The sequence below is a fragment of the Salmonella sp. SG203 genome (genome assembly GCF_013350575.1).
Classification (GTDB): domain Bacteria; phylum Pseudomonadota; class Gammaproteobacteria; order Enterobacterales; family Enterobacteriaceae; genus Salmonella; species Salmonella enterica.
In genome coordinates this window covers 1-16,075 of the sequence record NZ_SNMT01000021.1, presented here as the reverse complement: position 1 = coordinate 16,075, position 16,075 = coordinate 1, and the positions used below count along the sequence as shown (strand labels likewise).

The window sequence follows — 16,075 nt, the reverse complement described above, 5'->3', positions numbered from 1 at the left end:
CTATGCCTCAGATTAGTCGGACTGCTTTAGTCCCCTACAGTGCGGAACAGATGTATCAGTTAGTGAATGACGTGCAATCGTATCCCCAGTTTTTGCCTGGGTGTGTTGGCAGTCGCGTCCTGGAGTCATCGCCAGCACAGATGACGGCGGCTGTTGACGTGTCGAAGGCGGGTATCAGCAAGACGTTTACGACGCGTAATCAGCTAACGCGTAACCAGAGCATTCTGATGCATCTGGTGGATGGCCCCTTTAAAAAGCTGATCGGCGGCTGGAAATTTACCCCGCTCAGCCCCGAGGCGTGCCGCATTGAGTTTCAGCTTGATTTTGAGTTTACCAATAAACTCATTGAGCTGGCGTTTGGTCGTATATTCAAAGAGTTAGCGTCCAACATGGTGCAGGCGTTTACGGTTCGCGCCAAAGAGGTTTACCGTGCCGGATAAACTTGTGGTTGAAGTGGCTTATGCGCTGCCGGAAAAGCAGTATTTGCAGCGCGTAACGCTGGAGGAGGGCGCGACGGTCGAAGAGGCGATTCGCGCTTCCGGCTTGCTGGAATTGCGCACGGATATCGATCTGGCGAAAAATAAAGTAGGTATCTACAGTCGTCCGGTAAAACTCACCGATACGGTGCAGGATGGCGATCGGGTTGAAATTTACCGTCCCTTAATCGCCGATCCAAAAGCATTACGCCGCCAGCGTGCCGAAAAATCGGCTGGCAGATAATTAGCCTCTTTTGCCGGATAACGGTGTGAAAGCCGTACCACACCTGAAGCACAGGCGTGCCTGTAAGCCAGATAAACGTAGCGCCATCAGGCAAATTCGTACCAAATGGCGGGGGAGAGGTTTGCAGGCCTGATGAACGTAACCTCATCAGGCGGTATCACAAAATTACTTCGTCAACGCCGGTTTGTTATCAATATTGGTTAACACGCCGCTGCTGTTAAAGGTGAGCGTCAGAGTCTGCTGCGTCACGTTCTCATGTCCTGGCTGCTGGCGGAAGACATAAAACCAGGTGTTCGTACCAAAAGGATCGGTCATCATCGGCGTGCCTAAAGCATACGCAACCTGTTGTTGCGTCATACCAACACGCACTTTGGCGACATCCGTAGGTGTAAGATAGTTCCCCTGATTGATGTCAGGTCGGTAAACCACTCGCTCCAGAGTGGAACAGCCTGCGGTCAACATCAGGAGTACTGCTGCGGCAGCAGTCAGCGTTTTACAGCGCATAGTGATTGGGTTCCTTTTCGGGCCTGAGCAGTACGTGGCTCATATTAATATGCCGATGATAATAGACCTTTCATCACTTTAAAACCTTTTGCTGTCGGGTCTTACGGCGTTTTTGTTGTGAACTCAGACCTTCGGGAGATAAAAAAGTTTACGCCGCCAGCAGTTCTTTTGCGTTTGCCAGCGTATTACGCGTAACTTCACTTCCTCCCAACAGGCGGGCCAGTTCCTGTAAACGCGCACGTTTATCCAAAGGTTGCATATGGGTTTCGGTCATTGCCCCGTCTGTTTCTTTACTGACAAAGAAGTGCTGGTGACCGCACCCGGCTACCTGTGGCAGGTGAGTGACGCACATCACCTGAGTGGATTCGCCAAGCTGACGCAGGAGTTTACCGACCACGGCGGCGGTTGGGCCGCTGATGCCAACATCGACCTCGTCAAAAATTAGCGCTGGCGTTTCCATTTTGCGCGCGGTAATCACCTGAATAGCCAGCGCAATGCGCGACAGTTCACCGCCAGACGCGACTTTAGCGATAGGCTGCAGCGGCTGACCCGGGTTTGTCGTCACTTTAAACTCCACGCGATCGGCGCCGTCGTTGCTCAGATGATGCTCATCAAATTTCACGTCGATAGTAAACAGACCGTGCGGCATCGAAAGTAAATGCATACTTTCAGTGATCAACTGCCCCAGCTCCTGGGCGTAATACTGACGCTGTTGATGCAGCGCTTGCGCCGTTTCCAGCGCTTGTTGGTGATGCTTATTAACCGCCAGCGTCAGCGTTTCCAGCGAATCGGCCTGATCGTCGAGCTGCTGCTGTTCTTCGAGCAGTGACTGATAAAGCTGCGGCAGCGCTTCCGGGCTGACGTGATGTTTTCGCGCCAGCGAAATTTGTTTAGCGATGCGCTGTTCAAGCTCAAACAGGCGATTGGGGTCTAAATCCAGACGCTCGCAATAGTGGCGTAATTCATCGCTGGCTTCGGTGAGTTGGATAGTGGCTTCTTCCAGCATATCCAGGATGCCGGAAAGCTTGCTGTCCATACCTACCAGCTCGCTAACCAGTTGTTTTGCGCTATATAACTGGCTTTGCAGGTTAACGTCTTCGCCGTCCGCGAGTAGCGCCAGAGCGTTCTGGCTGGTCGTAAGCAACTGCCCGCTGTTGGCCAGCCGTTTGTATTCTTCGTCAATTTGCTCGAATTCGCCGGCCTGCGGATTAAAGTCGTTCAACTCTTTTAACTGATATTGCAGCAGTTCCGCGCGCGCGGCGCGTTCCTGGCTTTGTTGCTGGTGATGGGCGAGATCGCGGCAGCTTTGGTGCCATAATTGGTAGCGGGCAGCCATCTGCTGTGCTAAAGCGGCTTCGTTGGCATAGCTATCCAGCAGCGATTTTTGCTGTTCGGGTTTGGTAAGCTGCTGGTGCGCATGTTGACCATGAATTTGAATCAGCAACTGACCGAGCTCGCGCAATTGAGACAGGGGCACAGCGGTGCCGTTAATAAAGCCCCGTGAGCGGCCATCGCTGCTGATAACGCGGCGAAGTAAGCATTCGCGACCTTCTTCAAGCTGGTTTTCTTCCAGCCAGCGCAATGCCGCAGGCGTGTCTTTCAGCGCAAAGCGGGCACACAAATCGGCGCGGGTCGCTCCGGTACGGACCATATCGGCCTCAGCGCGACCGCCCAGACACAGACCCAGGGCATCAATCGCAATAGATTTACCCGCGCCGGTTTCACCAGTAATGACGGTCATTCCGCTCTGAAAATCGATCTCAAGCTCACGAACGATAGCAAAATTGCTGATGGTCAGTTGCGCCAACATAGCTGTTTTCCTGTATGAAAAACCATGACTGTAATTAAATACAGTATAAACTGGTTTTTTATACAGTAAAGAGGCTAACGTAAAATTAGAATAATTTTTTTGACCAGCCGAGTTTTGTGCTTAATGTATTGAAATAGCTATAGTCTTTGGGATGTATCAGGTTGAGATGGTAGTCGCAGCGGCGAATCAGCACATCTTCTCCTTCCTGAATAGGCAGCGCTATCTGACTGTCGCAGCTAATTTCCAGATCGCTACGGCGATGCGAAAAACGCAGACGAATCGTGCTACTGCTGTTAATGACTAACGGGCGCGCCGACAAGGTATGCGGGAACATCGGCACCAGGGTGATGGCATCCAGTGAAGGGGTCAGAATAGGGCCGCCTGCGGAGAGCGAATAGGCGGTGGAGCCGGTCGGCGTAGAAATGATCAGACCATCAGATCGCTGTGAAAAAGCGAAGGTTTCATCAATATAAACCTCGAATTCGATCATATGCGCCACTTTTCCCGGATGCAGCACCACTTCATTAATGGCTGTGCTGATACGCTTCTGGCGCTCCTGTTGGCAGACCTGCGCTTCCAGCAGAAAACGTTTTTCGGAGATATAGCGCCCTTCCAGCACATCAGATAATTGTTGCAGGGCGTTGTCCGGATCGAGATCGGTCAGGAAGCCAAGATTACCGCGGTTAATGCCAATCACATTGATGTCATAACGCGCCAGCGTACGCGCTGCGCCAAGCATATTGCCGTCGCCGCCCACAACTACCGCCAGATCCGCCTGTTGACCAATTTCCGCCAGCGTGCCGGTTGACACATTTTTTAGCTGTAATTCGTGGGCGATTTGTTGCTCCACAATGACCTCATAACCCTGATCGCATAGCCAACGGTAGAGCATTTCATGTGTCGTGAGTGCGGTGGGATGACGCGGATGCCCCACAATGCCGATACACTTGAAATGATTATTCATTTTTCTGAGGTCCTTGTAGCGAAGATTGATGACAATGTGAGTACTTCCCTTGAAACCCTGAATCTGATCCCCATAATAAGCGAAGTTAGCGAGATGAATGCGAAAAAAAACGCGGAGAAATTCATGAGTAGTAAAGAACAGAAAACGCCTGAGGGGCAAGCCCCGGAAGAAATTATCATGGATCAGCACGAAGAGGTTGAGGCAGTTGAACCAAACGATTCTGCTGAGCAGGTGGATCCGCGCGATGAAAAAATTGCGAATCTGGAAGTTCAGCTTGCAGAAGCCCAGACTCGCGAACGCGACACCGTGTTGCGTATCAAAGCGGAAATGGAAAACCTGCGCCGTCGTACTGAACAGGATATCGAAAAAGCGCATAAATTCGCTCTCGAGAAGTTCGTCAACGAATTGCTGCCGGTAATCGATAGCCTGGATCGCGCGCTGGAAGTTGCAGACAAAGCCAATCCGGATATGGCGGCAATGGTCGAAGGAATTGAGCTGACGCTGAAGTCTATGCTGGATGTGGTGCGTAAATTCGGCGTGGAAGTGATTGCTGAGACCAACGTGCCGCTGGACCCGAACGTGCATCAGGCGATTGCGATGGTGGAGTCGGAAGAGGTTCCGGCAGGCAATGTGCTGGGTATTATGCAGAAAGGCTATACGCTGAACGGTCGTACCATTCGCGCGGCGATGGTGACTGTAGCGAAGGCGAAGTAAAAGTCTGATGGCCGATGTAAAGTCGGCCATTTTTTTAGCTTAAAAAATCCTGCACTTCCAGCCACGGCGTGTTGAAATCCTCTATTTTTTTATATTCGCTCATTGGCAGAACGACCACATTATAGGTGTCAGATCCTTCATTCAGATCAAAAATCTGGAAGCCCCTCTTATTGAGTTCGGTCTGGATGCGTTCAAAGATCTCGTCAAGGTAACGGTCTCCGGCTTCACAGACATCGGAGATTTCATCCTCTTGGGTTATTTCGACAAGAAGATTTCTTAATTCCTCAGAATCCGTCAGGTTTTTTGTGAGTTCATAAAAGCGATCTGCGGCAAAATTAGCCAGTTCGCCTTCTTCATCTTCACCTTTCCAGTCAACGAGGTGAATAAATCCTTCGCCGCGTAGAACTTGTAAAAATGCCTGTGCCAGCTCGTTATTTCCGAGATCGCCACCGCTACAATCCAGGACGTCCTGCAACCCATATTCGTCTTCATCTTCGTCTTCAAAGATTTCAGGTTGCGTCGAAAGTTGAGAGAAAATAGTGGGCCATAAGGTTGGGTTGTGCGATAAAAAAACGTTGGCGACGACGTTGAGGTCGTCTGCAAAATTCTTATCCCATTCAATTACATAATTTTCTGACATAACATCAATATCCTTTCTGAATGCCTGAAAAGACATTATTGCATTGTTAAGTAAATGGCAGGAATTGATGGAATCTTAAAAGACGGCGATAAAAAAGGCGAACCGGAGTTCGCCATTGTGTTACTCCGCCACACTCTCGCGCAGCGGCTTTACCGGTACAACCTTTACCTGCTTAATCATATTTTCCTGTACATCGAGAATATCGATATCGTACTGCTCAATGCGCACGCGCGTGCCAGCAACCGGAATTTCCTCCAGCGCCTCCAGAATCACCCCGTTGACGGTGCGCGCGTCATCTTCCGGCAGGTGCCAGTTAAACGCTTTATTGATTTCCCGGACGTTGGCGGTACCGTCAATAATGACCGAACCGTCGTTTTGCGGCGTGACCTCTTCCGCCAGTGTCGGCGACATCGAGGTGGTGAAGTCGCCGACGATCTCTTCGAGAATATCTTCCACGGTGACCAGACCCTGGATATCGCCATATTCGTTGACGACTAATCCGACTTTCTTTTTATTGCGCTGAAATTTAATCAGTTGCGTACTGAGCGGCGTACCTTCCGGGACGTAATAGATTTCATCGGCGGCGCGCAGCATCATCTCTTTGGTGAACTCTTTTTTCTCGGCCATTAACCGCCAGGCTTCACGCACGCGCAGCATACTGATGGCGTCATCCAGCGAATCGCGATAGAGCACAATGCGTCCGTGCGGCGAGTGGGTAAGCTGCCGCTCGATAGACTTCCAGTCGTCATTGATATCGATCCCGATAATTTCATTACGCGGCACCATGATGTCATCCACGCTGACCTTTTCCAGATCGAGAACCGACAGCAGCATATCCTGATTGCGGCGAGAGATTTGCGAACGGGATTCATGCACGATAGTGCGTAATTCCTCTTTGCTTAACGACCCACTAACCACGATGTCCGTTTTAATTCCCATCAGACGCATCAGCAGGCGGGTGATGGTGTTAAGTAACCACACCAGCGGCATCATCAGTATCTGTAACGGCGCCAGCAGGAAGCTGCTGGGATAGGCCACTTTTTCCGGATAGAGCGCGGCGATAGTTTTGGGCAGGACTTCAGCAAAAACTAACACGACAAACGTCAGTACCCCGGTGGCGATAGCCACGCCGGCGTCGCCGTAAAGCCGCATACCCACAATCGTGCCGAGCGCCGAGGCAAGAATGTTGACCAGGTTATTGCCGATCAGCACCAGGCTTATCAGTCGGTCGGGTTTACGCAGTAATTTTTCTACCCGTTTTGCCGAGCGATTACCTTGCTTCGCCATATGGCGTAAACGGTAACGGTTTAGCGTCATCATTCCAGTTTCGGAACCGGAAAAATAGGCCGAGATGACCACCATGATGATTAATATGATAATCAGCGTGGTGGTGGAGATGTGTTCCAGGGGAAACTCCTTTAAAAGCTTAGCTTACAAATTGCTGTAATATGCGGCTACCAAAATAGGCCAGCGTCAGAATACCCGCGCCTGCGACGTTAAACCACACGACCCGGCGACCCCGCCAGCCTTCATGGTAATGCCCCCACAGCAGAACGATATAGACAAACCATGCCACGATAGAGAGCACGGCTTTATCAATATTTTCAGTACTGAACAGGTTATGCATGTAAAACAGGCCGGTACACAGAGTAAGGGTCAGCAGTACGACGCCAATCTGCGTGATATGAAACATTTTGCGCTCAATGCTCATCAATGGCGGCATTTCATTACTAAACGCCAGCTTTTTGTTCTTCAACTGATAGTCGATCCACGCCAGCTGTAGCGCATACAGCGCGGCGATTATCAGCGTCGCGTAAGAGAAAAGCGACAGACCGATGTGCACCATCATGCCTGGGGTCGCTTCCAGATGCGTAATATATTCATTAGGCATGAATGTGGCGAAGGCCAGGTTAATCAGCGCAAAAGCATAGACAATGGGCAGAAGTAGCCAGCCGCGATTACGCGACGCGACAATGGTCATCACCGTGCAGATCATCAGGCTGACCAGCGAACCGACATTCAGCAGGCTCAGGTTTTGTCCACTGTCGCCGCCGGGCAGAATACGCGATTCCAGCGCGACAGCATGGCACACCAGCGCGATGACCGCAGAAAGAATAGCCATACGCCGCCAGCCGCTGTTTTTTTGCAACAGTCCGGGAACGATCAGCGCGAGGCTGAAGGAGTAGGCGACAAGGGCAAGTAAAGCAAAAACGGGCATAGTTGTGTCGACAGTTGACCAGTGAGAAAGAGAAGCAGTATAGCGTTACGTGACCGCAGCTCCAACCGTTGCATAACAACAAAGACGGCTTCATGGTATACTGTGGCGAAATTCTGTAACTGTGTCGCTGCGGCGACCAACCGTTTCCACCCCAGGCGAGAGACAATGTTTGATAATTTAACCGATCGTTTGTCGCGCACGCTGCGCAATATCAGTGGCCGTGGGCGCCTTACTGAAGACAACGTTAAAGAGACGCTGCGCGAAGTGCGCATGGCGCTGCTGGAGGCTGACGTTGCGCTGCCGGTAGTGCGTGAGTTCATCAATCGCGTAAAAGAGAAAGCGGTTGGTCATGAAGTTAACAAGAGCCTGACCCCAGGGCAGGAGTTCGTCAAGATTGTCCGTAGCGAACTGGTTGCGGCGATGGGCGAAGAGAACCAGACGCTGAATTTAGCTGCGCAGCCGCCAGCCGTAGTATTGATGGCGGGTCTGCAGGGGGCGGGTAAAACCACCAGCGTCGGTAAGTTGGGTAAATTCTTGCGCGAGAAGCACAAGAAGAAAGTGCTGGTCGTCTCTGCCGACGTCTATCGCCCGGCGGCGATCAAACAGCTCGAAACGCTGGCTGAACAGGTTGGCGTGGATTTCTTCCCGTCTGATGTCGGCCAGAAACCGGTTGATATCGTCAACGCCGCGCTGAAAGAAGCGAAGCTCAAATTCTACGACGTGCTGCTGGTGGATACCGCCGGTCGTCTGCACGTTGACGAAGCGATGATGGACGAAATCAAACAGGTCCACGCTTCTATCAAGCCAGTAGAAACGCTGTTTGTCGTCGATGCGATGACCGGTCAGGATGCGGCGAATACCGCAAAAGCCTTTAACGAAGCGCTGCCGTTAACCGGCGTGGTGCTGACCAAGGTCGATGGTGATGCGCGTGGCGGTGCGGCGCTCTCTATTCGTCATATCACCGGCAAGCCGATCAAATTCCTCGGTGTCGGCGAGAAAACTGACGCGCTGGAGCCATTCCATCCGGATCGTATCGCCTCGCGTATTCTCGGCATGGGTGACGTACTGTCTCTTATCGAAGATATCGAAAGCAAAGTTGACCGCGCACAGGCTGAGAAGCTGGCGACCAAACTGAAGAAAGGCGACGGTTTCGACCTGAACGACTTCCTGGAACAGCTCAAACAGATGAAAAACATGGGCGGTATGGCCAGTCTGATGGGCAAATTACCGGGCATGGGGCAGATTCCGGACAACGTTAAATCGCAGATGGATGACAAAGTGCTGGTGCGTATGGAGGCGATCATCAATTCGATGACGCTGAAAGAACGCGCGAAGCCGGAAATCATTAAAGGTTCCCGCAAGCGTCGTATCGCGCAGGGCTGTGGGATGCAGGTGCAGGACGTTAACCGCCTTCTGAAACAGTTCGACGACATGCAGCGCATGATGAAGAAAATGAAGAAGGGCGGGATGGCGAAGATGATGCGGAGTATGAAGGGGATGATGCCGCCAGGCTTCCCGGGTAGATAAATATATCGGGCTACCTTATTTGCCATTTTGACGCCGGAGTGTGCTCGACAAAACACGATAGTGTTTTGAACGCCCTTTAGGGCGGCCCGAAGGGCGAGCGGAGCGAGTAAATGCTCACGTACTGCGTGTACGCTCCGCTTTCTGCGCGCACGCCGACGCCAAACTGGCTGCAACGGTCACGCCCTGGAATCAAGCTTCATCACATGTTGATTGCTTTTTTCCCAGAAATCAGTAAAATTTTCGGGCTTTTAATATGACGCCGGGCTCCGTTCCTCGATGGGGCCCGGTTGTTTTATTCACACAAGAGGATGTTATGGTAACTATTCGTTTAGCTCGTCACGGCGCTAAAAAGCGTCCGTTCTACCAGGTTGTTGTCACCGACAGCCGTAATGCACGCAACGGTCGCTTCATTGAGCGCGTTGGTTTCTTCAACCCAATCGCTAGCGAAAAAGAAGAAGGCACCCGCCTGGATCTGGATCGCATCGCTCACTGGGTTGGCCAGGGCGCAACCATTTCCGATCGCGTTGCGGCGCTGATCAAAGAAGTAAAAAAAGCAGCTTAATCTGTCACGGTGGTCATGATGAGCAAGCAACTCGCCGCACAAGTACCCGCTGAACCGGTTGTACTGGGGAAAATGGGTTCTTCATACGGTATCCGTGGTTGGCTCAGAGTGTTTTCCTCCACTGAAGACGCCGAAAGCATTTTTGACTATCAGCCCTGGTTTATCCAGAAGGCGGGTCAGTGGCAGCAGGTACAGCTGGAAAGCTGGAAGCACCACAATCAGGATCTGATCATCAAGCTGAAAGGCGTTGACGATCGAGATGCCGCGAATCTTCTGACAAATTGCGAAATTGTCGTGGATTCCTCGCAACTTCCTGCGCTTGAGGAGGGAGACTACTACTGGAAAGACCTGATGGGCTGCCAGGTAGTCACCGCTGAAGGCTACGATCTCGGTAAAGTTATCGACATGATGGAAACCGGGTCGAATGACGTTCTCGTCATTAAGGCGAACCTGAAAGATGCATTTGGTATCAAGGAACGACTAGTACCGTTCCTCGATGGGCAGGTTATCAAGAAAGTCGATCTCGCTACTCGTACTATCGAAGTAGACTGGGATCCTGGTTTTTAAACCACCGGATAAACGGTAAAAGTCGGCGTTATGGGGATTGGCTTGTGTTTATAGGTATCGTTAGCCTGTTTCCTGAAATGTTCCGTGCAATTACCGATTACGGGGTAACTGGCCGGGCAGTAAAAAATGGCCTGCTGAACATCCAGAGCTGGAGTCCTCGAGACTTTACTCATGACCGGCACCGTACCGTGGACGATCGTCCTTACGGCGGCGGACCAGGGATGTTAATGATGGTGCAACCCTTGCGGGACGCCATTCACGCAGCAAAAGCCGCGGCAGGTGAAGGCGCTAAAGTGATTTATCTGTCGCCTCAGGGACGCAAGCTTGATCAAGCGGGCGTTAGCGAGCTGGCCACGAATCAGAAGCTTATTCTGGTGTGTGGTCGCTACGAAGGCGTAGATGAGCGCGTAATTCAGACCGAAATTGACGAAGAATGGTCAATTGGCGATTACGTTCTCAGCGGTGGCGAACTACCGGCAATGACGCTGATTGACTCCGTCGCCCGGTTTATACCGGGGGTTCTGGGGCATGAGGCATCAGCAATCGAAGATTCGTTTGCTGATGGGTTGCTGGATTGTCCGCACTATACGCGCCCTGAAGTGTTAGAGGGGATGGAAGTACCGCCAGTATTGCTGTCGGGAAACCATGCTGAGATACGTCGCTGGCGTTTGAAACAGTCGCTGGGCCGAACCTGGCTTAGAAGACCTGAACTTCTGGAAAACCTGGCTCTGACTGAAGAGCAAGCAAGGTTGCTGGCGGAGTTCAAAACAGAACACGCACAACAGCAGCATAAACATGATGGGATGGCATAGGCCCCCGAATATCAGTTTACCCAGGATAAGAGATTAAATTATGAGCAACATTATTAAGCAACTTGAACAAGAGCAGATGAAGCAGAACGTACCTTCCTTCCGTCCGGGCGATACCGTGGAAGTGAAAGTATGGGTTGTTGAAGGTACCAAGAAACGTCTGCAGGCATTCGAGGGCGTGGTTATCGCTATTCGTAACCGCGGTCTGCACTCTGCATTCACTGTTCGTAAAATTTCCAACGGCGAAGGCGTTGAGCGTGTCTTCCAGACTCACTCTCCGGTAGTTGACAGCATTGCTGTTAAACGTCGTGGTGCTGTTCGTAAAGCTAAACTGTACTACCTGCGTGAGCGTACTGGTAAAGCGGCTCGTATCAAAGAGCGTCTTAACTAAGAACGCGCTTTCGCAACATCCGAAAGCTTGTAGAAAAGAAGGGGCTGGCATTACGCTGGCCCCTTTTTTATGGGGTTGCTCCACGCCATAGACGGTTGCATGATTAGTCTGGGTCAGTGGTCTCAACGCTGAGTCAGAAACGGCCAGGCCCGTTCCTTAGTTTAGCGAGCGTTCCGCACGCCGGTGTTTAGCCTGATACATATTTCGATCGGCCAGTTCTTGTAGTTTTTCGGCAGTGGCATGTTCCCATGTCAGCGCAAAGCCAATACTCAGGGTCATCGTTATTCGCTGGCCGTTATGCAGTTCAAAAGGTCGATTAAACGCCTGGGATAGCGCTGCGCAAATACGTTGTACTTCATATTCCGAATGTACATCGTAAAGCACCATCGCAAATTCATCGCCGCCGAGTCGGTAAGTCTGATAACGGCTACCACCGAATTCCGCTAATCTTTTGGCAACCTCTATAAGTACGCGGTCGCCTGCCGCATGTCCCCAGGTATCATTAATATATTTAAAGTTATCGCCATCCAGAAATAACAATGCCGAACTGCTACGAGCGGAATTGTCCTTCATCAGCGCGTTAATACAGCTGCGAAATGCCGCGCGATTGGCAAGCCCCGTCAGCGGATCGTGCAGCGCGGTACGCAGTAACTGGGCATTTTTAGCCTGAAGCCGTAGCTGCCATTCTTCCATCTCATCCAGAAGGCTATTGAAATCCTGCGCAAACAGGTGAAATTCCGCAATACGCTCATCAGGTACCCGGCGTGAAAAATTTCGGTTAGTGCGAACGTCGTGTACAACTTCAGTAATATTTTGCAGCGCATCCACAACGCCATTGTGTAAATAACGCGTGAGCAGCAGGGCAATGCCGGATGCCAGCAGAATACATCCTGTCAGCACTGCCAGCGATAGCCAGATAAAATGACCAATAAGGCTGTCGCGGGCGACAAGCCGTACTTCGCCGATGGCCCTGCCGTTGTGCCAGACGGGTTGCGATACCGGCAATGGAAAAAGCCAGTGGCTAATTAAGCCGATGAGCTTATCGTCTGCGGCTCGCGCATCATAGCGCCATGAAGCGATAGTACGGCCATTTTTATCGCGGACCTCCGCCGCTGAAAATTGTCCCTGGCGTCCCAGTGTGGCGAGCGTTTCCGCTGCGGCCGCGTTATCGGAAAATACCAGTGCCGCTTCAAGGCTATGGGCCATTGTGGCGGCGGTCAAATCGAGATTTTTTTGCGCATACTGTTTGAGCGTAAGGACAGACGCAACGCAAATTAATAGCCAGATCAATGTCATTGTAAGCAGCACGCTGATTATACTAATCCGCCGTAGTGTGCGTTTAAATGTTGGTCTGGACAGAGAAAATTCCTTATTCATGCTTTTGATTCCGTGCAAGCATTAATACTTCTGGATTTACTCTCACGCCGCTATGCGAGAGGGAGTCCAGGTTGACGGAAAATTTGACTTCATCATTGTTAATGATCAGACAAAATGCGCTGCCAATAATACATTCGGTATTTTGCTCGGCAATTAATAACAAGGCATTAACTGGATAATGACGCGTTAACTCCACCTGATAAGCTGGCGATTCATTGCCAAAGTAAAAACCATCACAGCGGGCGCTCAGGGCTTCTTGTGTGGTACGGATGACAAGCGGTTGATAAGGGAAAGCCCAATCAGCCTCTTCGCTAAGTACCCTGACAAAACGCGCAGATGAAAATATGCATAGCCTTGGCGGCCCGGATAACGCCGGCCAGTGTGTATAACTGACGATACCGGAGACGATGGCGCGTACGGATTTCTCTTCTTCCGTGACGCGTTGAGCATACAGAGGCAAGCTTGCTAATAATAGCGATAACAGAAGGATAAATCGGTGAGAAAAACGCATTAACAAGTCCCCACCATCTTCAGTCGTAAAGCATTAAAATACATCCGTGATTGTTTGTAGCAAAATAACATTATTTTGCCATATCGTCATTATGTCTTATTGATAATATGAATAATTTAAGTGGCGTCCCTGATATTAAATTCTTGTGATAATGGTATTAATCAACCTATATCAGAAAGTAAAAATATGTGTGCGGAGAAAAAATAATCAAAAAATAGCGAGCATCGCTCATTTTACCGTTTTTCTGAGGCTGGGAATAAAATAATTCACTTGTTGTGTAAAGTTTTTGATACGAAATGGAGGGGTTTAATCGACGATTGTGCATGGTGTAAAGTTTATTTTACGTAATATGGATTGAAATCTTTACTTTTTGTGGTATGGTTTAAACATCCTCGTGGAGGATCAACTATCGCAAACAAGAAAAGACAGGATCGCCATCATGCAAAAAGACGCGCTGAATAACGTACGTATCACCGATGAACAGGTATTAATGACGCCGGAGCAGCTTAAAGCGGCCTTTCCGTTGAGCCTGGCGCAGGAAGCGCAGATAGCGCAGTCCCGGGGAATCATTTCTGACATTATTGCCGGGCGCGATCCGCGTCTGTTGGTGGTATGCGGTCCTTGTTCTATTCACGATCCTGAAACCGCTCTGGAATATGCCCGTCGATTTAAAGCCCTTGCCGCAGAGGTCAGCGATAGCCTCTATCTGGTAATGCGCGTCTATTTTGAAAAGCCGCGAACTACCGTCGGCTGGAAAGGGCTGATTAACGATCCTCACATGGATGGCTCATTTGATGTGGAAGCCGGGTTGAAAATAGCGCGTCAGCTACTGGTGGAACTGGTGAATATGGGGTTGCCATTGGCGACCGAAGCGTTGGATCCGAACAGCCCGCAATACCTGGGCGATCTGTTTAGCTGGTCGGCGATAGGCGCGCGCACAACCGAATCGCAAACCCACCGCGAAATGGCGTCTGGTCTTTCTATGCCGGTCGGCTTTAAAAACGGCACGGATGGCAGCCTGGCGACAGCGATTAACGCCATGCGCGCCGCTGCGCAACCTCATCGTTTTGTTGGCATTAACCAGGCCGGTCAGGTTGCGTTATTGCAAACCCAGGGAAATCCGCATGGCCATGTGATTTTGCGTGGCGGCAAAGCGCCAAACTATAGCCCGGCAGATGTCGCTCAGTGTGAAAAAGAGATGGAACAGGCGGGACTACGTCCTTCGCTGATGGTAGATTGCAGTCATGGTAACTCCAATAAAGATTATCGCCGCCAGCCAGCCGTTGCCGAATCTGTGGTTGCGCAGATTAAAGATGGCAATCGTTCAATCATTGGCTTAATGATTGAAAGTAATATTCATGAGGGTAATCAGTCTTCCGAACAGCCGCGCAGCGAAATGAAGTATGGCGTTTCCGTCACCGATGCTTGTATTAGCTGGGAGATGACCGATGCCCTGTTACGTGAAATTCATAAAGATTTGAGCGGCCAGCTGGCGGTGCGCGTCGCATAAGAGGTTGTTATGGTTGCTGAATTGACCGCGTTACGCGATCAAATAGATGATGTCGATAAAGCGTTGTTGAATTTACTGGCTAAGCGCCTGGAACTGGTTGCCAAAGTCGGCGAGGTGAAAAGCCGTTTTGGCCTGCCTATTTACGTGCCGGAGCGTGAGGCCTCTATGCTGGCTTCACGACGGGCGGAAGCAGAAGCGATCGGTGTCCCGCCCGATCTCATTGAAGATGTCCTGCGCCGGGTAATGCGTGAATCTTACTCCAGCGAAAATGATAAGGGGTTCAAAACGCTTTGTCCTTCTCTGCGTCCGGTCGTCATTGTGGGTGGCGGCGGACAGATGGGGCGTCTGTTTGAAAAAATGCTCACGCTGTCGGGCTATCAGGTCCGTATTCTGGAACAGCAGGACTGGCCGCGCGCCAGGGACATTGTCGCCGATGCCGGAATGGTGATCGTCAGCGTGCCGATTCATGTTACTGAACAGGTCATAGCGCAACTGCCGCCCCTGCCGTCCGACTGTATTCTGGTCGATCTGGCATCGGTGAAAAGCGATCCGTTACAGGCAATGTTGGCGGCCCATGATGGCCCCGTGTTGGGCTTGCATCCGATGTTTGGCCCGGACAGCGGGAGCCTGGCGAAGCAGGTGGTGGTCTGGTGTGATGGGCGTCAACCGGAAGCGTATCAGTGGTTCCTTGAGCAAATCCAGGTGTGGGGCGCGCGGTTGCACCGAATTAGCGCTGTCGAGCACGATCAGAACATGGCTTTTATCCAGGCGTTGCGCCACTTTGCTACCTTCGCTTATGGGCTGCATCTGGCGGAAGAGAACGTCCAGCTTGAGCAGCTTCTGGCGCTATCATCGCCGATTTATCGACTGGAGCTGGCGATGGTCGGGCGTCTGTTCGCCCAGGACCCGCAGCTGTATGCGGACATTATTATGTCGTCGGAGCGCAATCTGGCGCTTATCAAGCGTTACTATAAACGTTTTGGCGATGCGATCGGGTTACTGGAACAGGGTGATAAGCAGGCTTTTATCGACAGTTTTCGCAAAGTTGAACACTGGTTTGGCGATTATGCCAGACGCTTCCAGAATGAAAGCCGTGTGTTATTGCGTCAGGCGAATGACAGCCGACCATAATGATGACATTGACTAGTCCTGATATAGGTTGACAGTTTTTTGTCTGTAAAACGCCTGATGAACATCATCGGGCGTTTTGTATTTCAGGGCCAGGTGTGGCCGTTCATGGTTATAAATTGC

At 51.1% G+C, this 16,075-nt stretch carries 18 protein-coding genes; 10 read left to right on the top strand and 8 right to left on the bottom strand.

Annotated elements, in window-relative coordinates:
- The first annotated feature begins 2 nt into the window (after positions 1-2).
- Together HV477_RS21895 and HV477_RS21890 are read left to right on the top strand one after the other, a co-directional pair.
- A complete protein-coding gene (locus tag HV477_RS21895) occupies positions 3-440 on the top strand; it encodes a type II toxin-antitoxin system RatA family toxin (protein ID WP_001537508.1) in 438 nt (145 codons plus the stop codon).
- On the top strand, positions 430-720 hold the full coding sequence (locus tag HV477_RS21890) for an RnfH family protein (RefSeq protein ID WP_001112990.1): 291 nt from the start codon (positions 430-432) through the stop codon (positions 718-720). The genes HV477_RS21895 and HV477_RS21890 overlap by 11 nt, the downstream gene beginning before the upstream one ends.
- 165 nt (positions 721-885) lie before the next feature.
- On the opposite strand, the gene bamE is transcribed toward HV477_RS21890, so the two are convergent.
- The 3 genes from bamE to nadK form a co-directional block, all read right to left on the bottom strand.
- Positions 886-1,224: an outer membrane protein assembly factor BamE gene (gene bamE / locus HV477_RS21885; RefSeq protein WP_001203445.1), complete on the bottom strand. Its 339-nt coding sequence runs from the start codon at positions 1,222-1,224 to the stop codon at positions 886-888.
- A gap of 148 nt (positions 1,225-1,372) precedes the next feature.
- Positions 1,373-3,034, bottom strand: coding sequence for a DNA repair protein RecN (gene recN, locus HV477_RS21880; RefSeq protein WP_079899356.1), 1,662 nt, complete (start codon positions 3,032-3,034; stop codon positions 1,373-1,375).
- Positions 3,035-3,119: 85 nt separating this feature from the next.
- Positions 3,120-3,998: an NAD(+) kinase gene (gene nadK, locus HV477_RS21875; RefSeq protein WP_079899355.1), complete on the bottom strand. Its 879-nt coding sequence runs from the start codon at positions 3,996-3,998 to the stop codon at positions 3,120-3,122.
- 123 nt (positions 3,999-4,121) lie between these two features.
- On the opposite strand from nadK, the gene grpE reads away from it, so the two are divergent.
- Complete coding sequence (grpE, locus tag HV477_RS21870; protein WP_001518875.1) at positions 4,122-4,712, top strand: nucleotide exchange factor GrpE; 591 nt, start codon at positions 4,122-4,124, stop codon at positions 4,710-4,712.
- Between the two features lie 34 nt (positions 4,713-4,746).
- Here grpE and HV477_RS21865 read toward each other — a convergent pair whose 3' ends face one another.
- The 3 genes from HV477_RS21865 to HV477_RS21855 all read right to left on the bottom strand — a co-directional run bounded on the left by HV477_RS21865 (position 4,747) and on the right by HV477_RS21855 (position 7,570).
- Complete coding sequence (locus HV477_RS21865; RefSeq protein WP_001294017.1) at positions 4,747-5,352, bottom strand: hypothetical protein; 606 nt, start codon at positions 5,350-5,352, stop codon at positions 4,747-4,749.
- 120 nt (positions 5,353-5,472) lie between these two features.
- Entirely contained in the window at positions 5,473-6,759 is a 1,287-nt protein-coding gene (locus HV477_RS21860) for an HlyC/CorC family transporter (protein WP_127172650.1), read from the bottom strand.
- Positions 6,760-6,778: 19 nt separating this feature from the next.
- Positions 6,779-7,570, bottom strand: a complete 792-nt coding sequence (locus HV477_RS21855; RefSeq protein ID WP_001537507.1) for an inner membrane protein YpjD — start codon at positions 7,568-7,570, stop codon at positions 6,779-6,781.
- 165 nt (positions 7,571-7,735) lie between these two features.
- Between HV477_RS21855 and ffh the strand changes: the two genes are divergently transcribed.
- The 5 genes from ffh to rplS all read left to right on the top strand — a co-directional run bounded on the left by ffh (position 7,736) and on the right by rplS (position 11,426).
- Positions 7,736-9,097, top strand: a complete 1,362-nt coding sequence (gene ffh, locus HV477_RS21850; RefSeq protein WP_000460052.1) for a signal recognition particle protein — start codon at positions 7,736-7,738, stop codon at positions 9,095-9,097.
- Between the two features lie 313 nt (positions 9,098-9,410).
- Positions 9,411-9,659 carry a 30S ribosomal protein S16 gene (gene rpsP / locus HV477_RS21845; protein WP_000256453.1) on the top strand — a complete coding sequence of 83 codons (249 nt, stop codon included), beginning with the start codon at positions 9,411-9,413 and terminating at the stop codon, positions 9,657-9,659.
- Between the two features lie 18 nt (positions 9,660-9,677).
- Positions 9,678-10,226: a ribosome maturation factor RimM gene (gene rimM / locus HV477_RS21840; protein ID WP_000043266.1), complete on the top strand. Its 549-nt coding sequence runs from the start codon at positions 9,678-9,680 to the stop codon at positions 10,224-10,226.
- A gap of 44 nt (positions 10,227-10,270) precedes the next feature.
- On the top strand, positions 10,271-11,038 hold the full coding sequence (trmD, locus tag HV477_RS21835) for a tRNA (guanosine(37)-N1)-methyltransferase TrmD (protein ID WP_000469813.1): 768 nt from the start codon (positions 10,271-10,273) through the stop codon (positions 11,036-11,038).
- 40 nt (positions 11,039-11,078) lie between these two features.
- On the top strand, positions 11,079-11,426 hold the full coding sequence (gene rplS, locus HV477_RS21830) for a 50S ribosomal protein L19 (protein WP_000065257.1): 348 nt from the start codon (positions 11,079-11,081) through the stop codon (positions 11,424-11,426).
- A gap of 156 nt (positions 11,427-11,582) precedes the next feature.
- On the opposite strand, the gene dgcN is transcribed toward rplS, so the two are convergent.
- Both dgcN and HV477_RS21820 read right to left on the bottom strand, forming a co-directional pair.
- Positions 11,583-12,803, bottom strand: coding sequence for a diguanylate cyclase DgcN (gene dgcN, locus HV477_RS21825; RefSeq protein WP_001030985.1), 1,221 nt, complete (start codon positions 12,801-12,803; stop codon positions 11,583-11,585).
- A complete protein-coding gene (locus HV477_RS21820; RefSeq protein ID WP_001212379.1) occupies positions 12,796-13,314 on the bottom strand; it encodes a YfiR family protein in 519 nt (172 codons plus the stop codon). The genes dgcN and HV477_RS21820 overlap by 8 nt, the downstream gene beginning before the upstream one ends.
- Before the next feature lie 439 nt (positions 13,315-13,753).
- Between HV477_RS21820 and aroF the strand changes: the two genes are divergently transcribed.
- Together aroF and tyrA are read left to right on the top strand one after the other, a co-directional pair.
- On the top strand, positions 13,754-14,824 hold the full coding sequence (gene aroF, locus HV477_RS21815) for a 3-deoxy-7-phosphoheptulonate synthase AroF (RefSeq protein WP_001168062.1): 1,071 nt from the start codon (positions 13,754-13,756) through the stop codon (positions 14,822-14,824).
- Positions 14,825-14,833: 9 nt separating this feature from the next.
- Positions 14,834-15,955 (top strand): bifunctional chorismate mutase/prephenate dehydrogenase, encoded by a 1,122-nt coding sequence (tyrA, locus tag HV477_RS21810; RefSeq protein WP_000225188.1) that lies wholly within the window; start codon positions 14,834-14,836, stop codon positions 15,953-15,955.
- Positions 15,956-16,075 lie beyond the last annotated feature (120 nt).